10 protein-coding genes are annotated in these 11,719 nt (G+C 65.8%); 1 reads left to right on the top strand and 9 read right to left on the bottom strand.

What is annotated here, in order from left to right; genetic code table 11:
• Positions 1-289: 289 nt before the first annotated feature.
• Positions 290-1,261 (bottom strand): peptidylprolyl isomerase, encoded by a 972-nt coding sequence (locus VEZ38_RS03100; RefSeq protein ID WP_324891864.1) that lies wholly within the window; start codon positions 1,259-1,261, stop codon positions 290-292.
• Positions 1,262-1,464: 203 nt separating this feature from the next.
• Here VEZ38_RS03100 and VEZ38_RS03105 point away from each other — a divergent pair, with 203 nt between their 5' ends.
• Positions 1,465-2,640 carry a M20 family metallopeptidase gene (locus VEZ38_RS03105; RefSeq protein WP_324891866.1) on the top strand — a complete coding sequence of 392 codons (1,176 nt, stop codon included), beginning with the start codon at positions 1,465-1,467 and terminating at the stop codon, positions 2,638-2,640.
• A gap of 102 nt (positions 2,641-2,742) precedes the next feature.
• Here the strand turns inward: VEZ38_RS03105 and kapB are convergent, their stop codons facing one another.
• The 8 genes from kapB to VEZ38_RS03145 form a co-directional block, all read right to left on the bottom strand.
• Positions 2,743-3,120 carry a sporulation phosphorelay system protein KapB gene (kapB, locus tag VEZ38_RS03110; protein ID WP_324891867.1) on the bottom strand — a complete coding sequence of 126 codons (378 nt, stop codon included), beginning with the start codon at positions 3,118-3,120 and terminating at the stop codon, positions 2,743-2,745.
• 7 nt (positions 3,121-3,127) lie between these two features.
• The gene (locus tag VEZ38_RS03115; RefSeq protein WP_324891869.1) at positions 3,128-3,979 is read right to left on the bottom strand and encodes a DegV family protein; all 852 of its coding nucleotides are present in this window, start codon (positions 3,977-3,979) and stop codon (positions 3,128-3,130) included.
• Between the two features lie 83 nt (positions 3,980-4,062).
• A complete protein-coding gene (locus VEZ38_RS03120; RefSeq protein ID WP_324891871.1) occupies positions 4,063-4,389 on the bottom strand; it encodes a thioredoxin family protein in 327 nt (108 codons plus the stop codon).
• 14 nt (positions 4,390-4,403) lie between these two features.
• Positions 4,404-5,471 carry a M42 family metallopeptidase gene (locus VEZ38_RS03125; protein ID WP_324891873.1) on the bottom strand — a complete coding sequence of 356 codons (1,068 nt, stop codon included), beginning with the start codon at positions 5,469-5,471 and terminating at the stop codon, positions 4,404-4,406.
• A 27-nt stretch (positions 5,472-5,498) separates the two neighbouring features.
• Positions 5,499-7,124 (bottom strand): Hsp70 family protein, encoded by a 1,626-nt coding sequence (locus tag VEZ38_RS03130; protein WP_324891875.1) that lies wholly within the window; start codon positions 7,122-7,124, stop codon positions 5,499-5,501.
• A 48-nt stretch (positions 7,125-7,172) separates the two neighbouring features.
• A complete protein-coding gene (locus VEZ38_RS03135) occupies positions 7,173-9,080 on the bottom strand; it encodes an OmpH family outer membrane protein (RefSeq protein ID WP_324891877.1) in 1,908 nt (635 codons plus the stop codon).
• Positions 9,031-9,687 (bottom strand): hypothetical protein, encoded by a 657-nt coding sequence (locus tag VEZ38_RS03140; protein ID WP_324891879.1) that lies wholly within the window; start codon positions 9,685-9,687, stop codon positions 9,031-9,033. Before VEZ38_RS03140 ends, VEZ38_RS03135 begins: the two co-directional genes overlap by 50 nt.
• Before the next feature lie 91 nt (positions 9,688-9,778).
• A partial coding sequence (locus VEZ38_RS03145) for a DEAD/DEAH box helicase (protein WP_324891881.1) occupies positions 9,779-11,719 on the bottom strand: 1,941 nt, incomplete at its 5' end.

Here is an 11,719-nt window from a genome sequence, read left to right on the forward strand (position 1 = left end):
ACGCCTCCAGCTCGCGCACCTCCTCGATGCGTCACTCCAGCAGCTCGCCCGGTACGACCTGTCGCTCCCGAAGGGACATCGAACTCCCGCCTTTCCCCGAATCATGACCCCCGTTATCGAAACTCCCTCATTATACCATGCCCGCCTTTACAATAGAAAAGGAAGACGCGTCCCCGCGCCTTCCAAATACCGCCCCGCTTCGCGAGGACGCATAAGACATTCGACCGATGATTCCAAATAAAAAGAGCCGACGCACGGGGCGTCGACTCGGTTGCTGCGAACGTCGGACTTAGGAAGCCGCTTCTTCGGTTTCCTTCTCCAGAGCGTTCTCGATCTTCGCGGCCGTCTTCAGCTCTTCGACGTACGCCGATATCCGCTCGTTGACTTTGGTGTCGAACAGCGTCTCGCGAATTTCTTCCTTCTTCTCTTCGAACGTAGCCGTCGTAGCCGCCTTCTTATCGGTCAGCTTGATGATATGGAAGCCGAATTCCGATTCCACGATGTCGCTGATTTCACCGATCTCGAGCGCGAACGCCGCTTCCTCGAACGGCGCTACCATCGCGCCGCGGCCGAAATAGCCCAAGTCGCCGCCCGAAGCCGCGCTGCCGTCTTTGGAATGCTCCTTCGCCTGCTCCGCGAAATCCGCGCCGCCCTTCAGCTCGGCGAGAATCGCCTCGGCTTCTTCTTTCGTCTCTACGAGAATATGAGAAGCCTTCACTTGCTCCCCTGTCTCGTATTGCGCCTTGTTTTCGTCGTAATACGTCTGAAGCTCCTCATCCGTTACTTCGATCTGGGGCTCGACGAGCTTCGTCAACTGCACCTGCGGCTTCATCTGCTCCTTCAGCGATTCGACGGTGTAGCCCGCCGCGGCGAGCTGCTGGTTGAACGTCGCTTCGTCCGGGAAGTTCGCTTTGATCTTCTCGACCTCCGCGTTCAGCTCCTCGTCGGTCACTTGAATGTTTTGCTTCGCCGCTTCGCGGTTGACGAGCCGCTCGACGATCAGTTGGTCGACCGCTTGCGGGCCGACTTGCTTCAGCATCAGCTGGTACAATTCGTTCGCCGTTATTTTCTCGTCGTCGACCGTCGCAACGGCCTCTTCGCCGACGTTGCCCGTCGTCACGTCCGGCTCGTTCGCCTGAACCGCCGCATACGTACCGAATCCGATCGCCGTCGCCGCGAACAGCACCCACGGCAGAATGACTTTCCCTTTGCCCCCTGCCGAGCCGACGCGGTCGGTTCCGGCTTTCTCATGCTCTGACATCATTCAATCCTCCTATAGTTCGTTCCCAAGCTATAATTTCTCACATCCGGACGGTTTTGTCCAATGTTGCCGCTCGCCGCGCCCCGCCCGCGCCTTCCCCCGCCGCGAGTATCCGGCGATGGAATATGCTATAATCCTGGGAGAAAATGCGCTTCGCGCATCGGTAACCACACTTGTTTTCGCGAAAGGAAGGCTGCTGCTCCATGACTACCGCCATACACGCCCGCATCGACGATATCGCGCCACGCATTCGCCGCATCGCCGCCGCGATCGGCGCGCGCCCCGAGCTCGGCAACGAAGAGTTTTTCGCGTTCGAGACGCTCACCGAGGCGCTGGAAAGTTTCGGGTTCGCGATCGAGCGCCACCCGCTCGGCCTGCCGACCGCGTTCGTCGCTTCTTACGATACCGGCAAGCCCGGGCCTGTCGTCGCCTTCCTCGCGGAATACGACGCCCTCCCGGATATCGGACACGCTTGCGGCCACCATCTGATCTGTTCGATGAGCGTCGCGGCGGCCGTCGGTCTCGCGGCGGCGGCCGACGGCTTCGGCGGCGAGATTCGCGTGTACGGAACGCCGGCCGAGGAAACGAAGGGCGCGAAAGTGCTCATGGCCGAAGCCGGCATGTTCCGCGATTGCAGCTTCGCGCTGATGGCACATCCGTATTACGCGTACGAGCGGTCCGGCTCGTCCATGGCGATGGACGCGCTGCGCTTCGAATTTCGCGGGAAGTCGGCGCACGCCGCGGCGAACCCGGAGGACGGCGTCAACGCGCTCGACGGCGTGCTGCAGCTGTTCAACGCGATCAACGCGCTGCGTCAGCAAACCCGGGACGACGCGCGCATTCACGGCGTTATTACGAACGGAGGCAAGGCGCCTAACGTCATCCCGGATTATGCGTGCGCCGATTTCTACGTTCGCGCCGCGACGCGGGCGTACACCGACGAGCTCGTTCGCAAGGTGCGGCGCTGCGCGGAAGGAGCGGCGCTCGCGACAGGCTGTACTTTAGACATTTCCAATTATGAGTTTTCCTATGACGAGCTGCTGACGAACGAGACGCTGTCCGACGCGTTCACCGAAGCGCTCGTCGCCCTCGGCGTGCCGGAGACGTCGATTCAGCGGGGGAACGACCACGGCTCCCTCGATCTCGGCAACGTCTCGCTGCAATGCCCCGCCGCCCATCCGTACGTGCAAGTGGTCGACGAGAAGTACGCCTTGCATACGATCGAGTTCCGCGACGCCGCGATGCGCGACCGCGCCTTCGACGGCATGCTGCTCGGCGCGAAAGCGTTGGCGTCGGCCGCTTACGCCTGCGCTTCCTCCCCGGCGAAGCTCGCGGCGATCCGCGAGGAGTTCGAGCGCCGCATCGCGGAACGCCGCTAGCCGTTCGACGAATGCCAACGAGAAAAACCTCTTCCGCGAACGCCGATACGCCGGTTACCGGGACGTCGCCGTTTGCGGAGGAGGTTTTTCCGTTCCCGCTTGCTATGCGCCGAAATAATCCCGCCGGAGCCTCTCCAGCGACTCTACGGCGCGCTGGCCGAAAGCGTCTCCGCGTTCCGCCATCGCCTCCCGCTCCGCCTCGAGCGCGGCCGCGAGCGAAGCCCGGTAATCCGGCGCCTCCGCCCCGTCGTAGGGAACAAGCTCCGACGCAAAGACGTTCGCCACCTCCCGGAACGCGAGCGCGCGGCGCTCGTGAAAGAACGCCACGTCCGCCTGCATCGGGTGATGCAAATCTCCCTGCGTCGGGTGACGGAGCACCGCCAGCATGCGCACCTTCGCCTTCGGCCGGTCGAGCTGGATCAGCTCCCCGACGTAGACGCCGCTCTTGTACGGCGCAACGACCAAATCGCCGACATTCATCGTATCGTCAACTCCTCTCGTACGAAATCAACAACCCGCCCTCGCCCGCATACGTGCCGATGACCGGTCCCATATCGGACACGACGACCTCGGCGAACGGAAACCGCTCCAAGATCGCGCGAACGAGCGCCTCCGCCCGTTCCTCGCAGCGGCTGTGCGCGACGGCGAGCAGCTGTCCGGCCGTCTCGCCCTTCGCGTCCTCGATGCGATCGACGAGCCGCCGAACGGCGTTCGCCGAGCCCCTGGCCTTCTCGAGCACCTCGATCGCGCCTTGCTCGTTCGCGTGCATCAGCAGCTTAATATTCAGCATCGAGGCGACCGCGCCGCGCATCTTGTCCAGCCGTCCGCCTCTAATGACGTTCTCTAGCGTGTCGAGCACGAAGTGCGTACGCGTCTCCCGTACGAGCCGCCGCGCCTCCTGCGCGACGACCGCGAACGGAACGCCCGATTTCGCCAGCTTCGCGGCCTTATACGCGATGCCTCCGAGTCCCATGGACGCCGTTCGGGAGTCGATCACCTCGATCTCCCCCCCGCCCGACCGCTCCTCGCGAAGCATCTCCCTCGCGAGCATCGCGTGCTGATAGGTCGAGCTCACCTGCGAGGACAGCGCGAGGACGAGAATGTCGTCGCCCTCCGGCACCTGCCGGTACGCCTCCATGAACGCATGCGGCGACGGGCTGCTCGTCTGGGGCAGCGCGTCGGACGCCCGCATCCTGTCGTAAAACTCGCTGTGCTTCATCGTGGAGTCGAATTGCTCTTCCCCGAAGCGCACGCCCAGCGGCACGACCCGGATGTCCCAAGCCGCGCGAAGCGCTTCCGGCAAATCCGAGCTGCCGTCCGTAATAATATGAGTCGCCATAAGTCCTGCTTTCCCGACCCGGAGTCGCCAAAATTACAGCCATTATACCACCCGGTTTCCAATGAAGAAAAGGCGTCCCCGCCTCAATCGAGCCGCTCCCGGATGCGCTTTAGCACATGCTCCACCGACCGCATCGTATACAGCTTCTCGACGACCCGCTTCTCCGCGACGAAGACGAGCGCGGGCACGCTCTCGATCTTCCACTCCGGCACGATCGTCGGCATAAAATTGACGTTGGCCTTATAAATTTTACGTCCGGGCTCCATCGCCAGCACGACGTCGAGCATGCGTTCGCCGATCTTGCATGTCCCGCACCACGGCGTATAGAAATAAACCGCGTATGGCCCTTCGTCGCTCCACCGCCGCCGGAGCAGCGTCTTCTCGTCGATCTCCGGCATCCCTGCGCTCATCGCTCTTGCCGCCCTTATTCCAGCGCGTAAGCGGCCAGCAGCATGTAGGTTTGCCGGATGGCGTCCTCGTGCGTCCGCTCCATCCCGTGCGAAGCGTGCACGCCGGGACCGATGAGCGCCGCGCGCACGTTTTGCCCGCCGCGAAGCGCGGCGGAAGCGTCCGAGCCGTACCGGGGATAAATATCGACGGCGTACGTAAGGCCGAGCCGCTTCGCGTGCGCGATCAGCCGGTTCGTCATCCCGTAATCGTACGGACCGGTCGAATCCTTCGCGCAAATGGAAACGTCGCGCTCCGTACAGCCGAGATCGTCGCCGATCGCGCCCATGTCGACGGCGAGCAGCTCTTCGGCGCCGCCGGGCACGTACGAGGAGCCGTGCCCGATCTCCTCGTAGTTCGAAATCAGAATCGTAACGTCCCGCCTCGGCCGCGTGCCCGTGCGGGACATCGCCTCGAGCAGCGCGAAGACGGCGGCGACGCCCGCCTTGTCGTCGAGATGGCGCGACTTGATATAGCCGTTGTCGAGGAAGACGGCGCGCGGATCGAAGGAGATGTAATCGCCTGCGCCGATGCCGAGCCGCCCGACGTCGTCCTTGCTCGAGACGGCCTCGTCGAGACGGACGACGTAGTTCGATTCCTCCCGCTTTTGGTCCCTTGCGTCCTCGTATACGTGCACGGACGGCTTCGCCGGCAGGATCGTGCCGGAATAAACGGCGCCGCCGCGGGTGTGAACGAGGCAGTATTCGTTTTCGATCGATTGCATCATATACCCGCCGACGATGGACAGCCGAAGCGTCCCGTCCGCGTTCGCGGAGCGCACCATCGCGCCGAGCGTGTCGACGTGAGCGCTGACGGCGAGTCCCGGCGCGTCCGGCGCCGTGCCGCGGACGGTCACGACGCCGCCGCCCTTGGCGATGCGTTCCATGCGATAGCCGAGGCGAGCGGCTTCCGCATCGAGCAGCGCCATAATGTCGTGCGTAAAGCCGGTCGGACTCGGCGTGTTCAGCAGCCTTTTCAAAAGCCCTAAGGTGTATTCGCGGTCGTAGGCCGGCGGGGCTCCGCCGTGGGATCGCGGGTCGGTCATGGTAGCGCCTCCTCTCGGAATCGGTCGTTATCGATCCAGCCTCACGTTCCAGCCGGAATCGGCGAGCTCGAGCTCCTCGACGCCGACTTCCGACTTGAACAAGTTGTCGTAGGCGGATACGCGCAGCCGCTGGGACTTGTCGATCGCATACGTAATCGTCAGCCGGTTCACGTCGTGCGTCCCCGGATGCGGGCGAATGTTCATGCGGAACAGGATCGGGCGGCCGTACTTCTGCAGCGGCTCGTAGCGGTCGCTTCCCTGCGCTTTCACCATCGGAGCGATCTCGATTTTCGTTTGGTTCGGCTTCGTCGTCGCGACGCGCTTTTGCTTCTTGATCGGATACGTATCGTCCGCGGCGATAATTTCGATCGTCTCCTTGCCCGCGTGATTGTAGATGCCGATCGAGGCGTTCACGAGATCCCCGACGATCCATTCGTCCTCGCTCCGGGTGTACCGGGCGTTGCCGCGCGCGATACGCGTCTGCAAATGCTCCTCGTCCCAGACGATCCGGGCGTTCGGGAACAACTCCTCCAGCACGTCCGGCACGAAAGGCACCAGGCTGCTCCCGCCGGAAAGCAGCACCGCCCCGATCTCCCGACGGGTGAGGCGCGTCGCTTCGTGGAACCGCTTGGTCAGCTCCTGCAGTCCCGCCATCAGCGTCTCGCGCGGCCGCTCGGTCGCCAGGTAAAACTGCTCCGCGGTGATCGTCACGTCCCGAATGCCTTGATCGACGCCCGGCATCAGCGGCGGGATATCCACCGTTACGGACGGCTCGCTCGAGAGGCGGCGCTTTACTTGCTCGGCGGTCGCCTTCAGCTGATGGTAGAACGTGTATTGCGGGTGCGACTTCAGCTTGTGCAGCCGCTCCGGGTCCTCGAACAGCTCGAGCGCGATCGATTCGCATACCGGATTGTTTTGCGCTTTGCCGCGCTGCACGAACAGCTTGACGATGCAGTCGTCGAGATCGTCGCCCCCGAGATCGAGGCCGAGCTTCGTCACGACCTTGCCGTGGTATCGATTGCTCTCGTTATCGTCCGGATCGAAATACGGGTGATGCACGATCGCCTGCCGGTGCTTCTCGGACGCCTCTTTATCCATAATCGCCATGTCGAGCGTCCCGCCGCCGAAGTCGAACACGAGCGCGTAGCGCGCCGGGATGATGCGGCAATCCCACAGCACCGACACCGGCTCGTCGAGGAACCAAATGCGCGTCGGATCGACGCCGAGCTTCGCGGCCGCCTGCTCCATGATCGACTTGCGGCGGTCGTCGTAGTTGACGGGCACGCTGAGTGCGAGCCGGTCGATGTCTTCGGGGTCGGACACGCCCGCCGTCTCCAGCAATTCCTTCAGAAAACGCGAGATGCAGTCGACGAGCGGGATCTCCTCGCCGTCGACGCGCAGCCGGAAGTCGGGCGACCGCCGAAGCTCCGTCTTAAGCGAGAGCACCGAACGGTCGCGCAGTTTGCCGAGCGCCGCCGCTTGGTTGCCGATCAGCCAGTCGCCGTCGTGGCCCTTCGTTAATATCGTCCGAATCAAGTTGGGGGTCTCCCCCTCGTCCAGACGTCTCATGTGCACCCGGTTTTCGACCGGGTCCAATACGGCCACCGAGCTGTTCGTCGTGCCGAAGTCTATACCGATCAATAGCGGATCCATGCGCACAACCTCCGATCGTCTCTGCCTTGCTAGATTCCTTACGTGTGGTTACAGCGATTTTAAATCGTCCAGCAGCCGGCCGATTTGCGTCCGGTCCGACCATTCCGCGCGAACCGTCGCCCTCGCGAGCACCTCGCCGGTATCGGCGTCGATCGCGCCGGGACGCAGAATCGCGTACGTGACGCCTTCCCCTTCTACGTTCGGCGCGTCCGTCTCGAACTGCACCCAGTCGCTGTGCCGCTGCAGCCATTGCTGCACGGTGCGATGCTGCTCCGTCGGCTCCGCGGCCGTCCCGAGCCATCGGAAGCGCAGCAGCTTGGTGAACGCCCGCTCCTGCGCCGCGCCGACCCACTCGCGCCAGTCGCGCTCGTGGCGGTGCAGCCAGCCGACGACTGCCGCCCGCTTATCCGCGGAAAGAATCGAAGCGAACCGCTGCATCGGCTCCGACGACGCCGTCCCCGCGGCCGGCTCGCTCTCGAGATACGCGAAAAACAGCTGCAGCAAATGCTTTCGCGCCGCCTGCTGCCGAACGCCGTCGCCGCGGAACAGCTGCGCCAGCTCCGCCGGCGGCAGCTCCATGAGCGGCAGCGCCGCGTCGATCGACTTCGCGCCGTGGACGAACGAATAGAACGCTTCTCTATCATGTTTGGCCAAATAGGCGTACAGCGATACGACGATGCGAACGTCGAGTCCGCGGCGGATGCCCTCCGCGTATAGCTGACAAAGCGTTCGAATGAACGACTCCGCGTTCTCTTTGCGGCCGCGGAGCAGGCGCTGCTGCACGTTCTCCGGGTCGAGCAAGAACACCCAAGCGTTCCCCTCGAACGCCCCGTCGTCCCCGGCGGTCGAGGCGGCGGCGGTGCCGTCTCCGCCGCCGGCATGGAACCGCTCGGCGAATACGGCCCAATGCTGGAGGATGAGCTCCTCCCGCAGCCGCTTCCTCCGTTCCTCGTCGTTCAGCGCATGCCATACGAATCGGTACAGCGGCTTGCCCGCGAATTCCGGTTCGGCGAGCCTCCCTTCCCAGCCCGTCGCGCGGAAGGCGGCGTCGAGCCAAGGACCGGCGCGGTCCGCCGCGGCGATCCACCGCAGCGCCGCGCGCTGCCGCTCTTCGATCGGCAGCCATGCGCGCGTCAGCTCGCTGCGGCTCATGTACGCGGCGAGCCACGCCGAGGCGACGCTCTCGCGCGCCTCGCCGGCGCCGTCCCGCAGCGCGTCGCCGTCGCCGCGGTCGAGCGCCGCCGCCCAGTCGCGCGCCGGATGCGCGGACGCCCCGAGCAGCCGCTCCGCGGCGGCGCGGGCGCGCTCGGCCGGCTTCGCGAGGCCGCCCGTCGCCAAGACGCTCACCAGCGCGTCCTGCGGAAACAGGCGGTGGAGCGTCTTGGCGGGGAGGTCCTGCTTCTTGCGCTCCGCCTTCGCTTGCGCGGCCCGCCGCTCCGCCTCGAGGTCGAAGTCGCCCTCCTCGTATTCCGCCGCCTCGGCCTTCAACGCCTCAAGCTGCGCCTCGAGCTCGCGCTGCAGCTTCGCCGTCTCCTCGCGGAGCGCGTCGACGTAGGCGCCGTACCGGTCGACGGCGCCCTCGAGCCGCTCCGCAAGCCCGCGAACGCCCGCCGCCCAACGTTCGGCGCCGTACGACGCGGCAAGATCGGCGAACGCCGTCGCGAGCAGCGCCGCGTCTTCCTCCGCGATCGGCGCGCCGACGAGCAGCTCCACCGGCAGCTGTTCCCGAAAGCAAGCTTCGATGCCGACAAGGCTTCCTCGCTCCGCGCCGGGCGTCCGCTCCCCTTCCCACGCGCTCCAGAACGCGTCGTCGCCGTCGGCCTCGGGCACGACGAGCCACTCCAGCAAGTAATACGGGTTCGGCTCCGCGCGCATCGCGGCGATCTTGTCTTGGAAAGACGACTGTTTATGGGCGTTCACTAACGTGCGAATCCACCGCGCGGTCGCTCTCGTCATCTTGCTCCTCCTTCGCTTCTACGGCGTCCGCGATCGGCCGAAGCCAGTCCGCGAACGTCACGTCCCGATTCCAAAACGCCGGATCGCTCATCCGGCGCAGCATCCAAGGCGTCCGTCCTTCGCCCGCGGCCGCCGCCAACGCGCGAGCACGAGCTTCCAGCGCCGCGTCCTCGTCGTCCGCGACTGCCCGGCTTCCTGCGCCGACGAGCGCGGCCCGCGCTTCGCGAACGGCCGCCTGCAGCGCTTCCCGGCTCGCGCCCGCCGCCTCCCACCACAGCCAAGGGTCGCGCTTCGCCGCTTGGCGGAACCGAAACAGCAACGATTGCGCATGCCGGCACGGCTGCCGCCCGCCGCAATCGCAGCCGGAGCGCCAGTCGCGCGCGTTCGCGCCGAGGCGCTCCCGTTCGCTTTCCGACGCGAGCCCCGCCCGCCAGCGGCCGTCCAACAGCGGATCCGCCGCCAGCTCGCCCACGAGACGCTCCCGCATCGCCGACGGCGCCCGGGGTACCTCCCAATAAGCGACCGGCTCCCGCGCGTCCCGGCCGGCCGGCGGCGCGCCCGTTATCCGGCCGTGTTCCATCTGAAAATCGTGCAGCTCCGCCGCCATCCCTTTCGCCCCTTTATTGGAGAGACTCGTCTTCGCGTCTTTCGTGCCGTTATGCGCGTTCGCGTTCTTACACAGCTTCGCGTGCGTATGCTCATGCGTCTTCCTCCGCGAGCACGACCTGCCTGCGCAGCGCCAGCAAATCCTGGAGCCGTTCGTCGTCGTACTCCGTCAGCCACGTCTCGCCGGCGCCGACGACGTCTTCCGCCAGCCGCTCCTTGCTTTCCAGCAGCCTCTCGATGGACTCCTCCAGCGTTCCCTTCGTCACCAGCTTCCACACCTCCACGGTGCGCGTCTGGCCGATCCGGTACGCGCGGTCCGTCGCTTGCCGCTCCGCCGCCGGATTCCACCAGCGGTCGTAGTGAATCAACCGGTTCGCCCGGGTCAGGTTCAGGCCGAAGCCCCCGGTCTTCAGCGACAACACGAGAATCCGCGGGCCGTCCTTCGCCTCTTGAAACCGCGCGACGAGCGTCTCCCGATCCTTGCGCGGCGTTTTGCCGATCATGAGGCCCACCTCGCAATCGAGCGCGGCCGCAAGATAAGACTGCAGCAGCGTCGCCATCGCGGCGTATTGCGTAAACACGATGCAGCGCCCGTCCGCTTCGTCGAGCGATTCCCGCAGCAGCTCCTCGAGCCGCAGCAGTTTCCCGGACGACCCGGCGCGGAGCGTACGCTCCCGCAGCGCTTGCTCCGGCGCGTTGCAAATTTGCTTTAACCGCGTCAGTGTCGACAGAATGACGCCCCGCCGTCGAATGCCCTCCGCATGCCGAAGCTGCTCCGCCATTCGCTCGAGCGTCGCTGCGTACATCGCCGCCTGCCGTTCCGTCATGCCGCAGTAGGACGTCTGCTCGATCTTCTCCGGCAGGTCGCCGATGACGGTCGGATCCGTCTTCATGCGGCGCAGCAGGAACGGACGCACGAGCGCGTGCAGCCGCTTCGCCGCCGTCGACGCCGCCTCTCCCTCCGTTCCGTCGCCGAACGTCTTGCGGAAGCTCCGCTCGCCGCCGAGATAACCCGGATTCAAATATTCGAAAATGGACCACAAATCCGACAGCCGGTTTTCGACCGGCGTCCCCGTCAGCGCGATCCGATGGACGGACGGCAGCGTTCGGACGAACCGCGTCAGCTGCGCGCCCGAATTTTTAACGTACTGCGCCTCGTCCAGCGTGACGGCGTCCCACGCCGTGCCGCCGAGCGGCTTGCGGTCCCGCAGCGCCGTCGAATAGGACGTCAGCACGATGTCCGCTTCGGCGGCCGCCGCGCGGAACGCTTCGCCGTGCAGCCGTTCGGGCCCGTAATGAAAGTATACGCGCAGCGTCGGAGCGAACCGCTCCAACTCCCGCTGCCAATTGCCGAGCACGGACGTCGGGCAAATGAGGAGCAGCGGCTTTCCGGTCTTGTAAGGCGCCGCCGCATGTACGACGTGCAGCGCGTAGGCGATCCATTGGATCGTCTTCCCGAGCCCCATATCGTCGGCGAGGCACGCGCCGAGCCCGAGCTCGCGCATGCGCACGAGCCACGAGAAACCGCGCGCCTGATAATCGCGCAGCTCGCCGCGAAGCTGCGGCGGCGTCGGCAGCGGTTCCGCCGGGCCGCCGTCGCCGGCGGCCGCGCGGCGAAGCCCGGCGACGAGCCGCTCCAGCCGTTCCCCGCCGGACCAGCGCCGCAGGGGTACCGCCCCGGCGCGCCCCGCCCCGGTCTCCGGCTCGGCCGCGCCGGCCGCTTCGGCCGTCAGGGCCGTCCGGAGCGCCTCCGACGCCGTCGTCTCGCCCTCGAGCGCCTCCCGGAAAAATCGAGCGCCCGCGCGCCGGTCCGCCGCTCGGATACGAAACCACCGTCCGTCGCGGAACAGCAGCTGCGCTTCGCGCTCCGTAAGACGCCGCCACTCGTCTTCCGCGATCGGCGCGCCGCCGAGCAGCAGCTCCTTGCGGAACGACAGCAGCGTATCGAAGCCGAGCGCCGGCGCAACCCCGGCGGCGCCGGCCGCCGCGACGCCCTCCCGCGGGCGTTCGCGGTAATGCACGGCGGCTTCGAG

The organism is Paenibacillus sp., from assembly GCF_035645235.1.
Lineage (GTDB): Bacteria > Bacillota > Bacilli > Paenibacillales > YIM-B00363 > Paenibacillus_AE.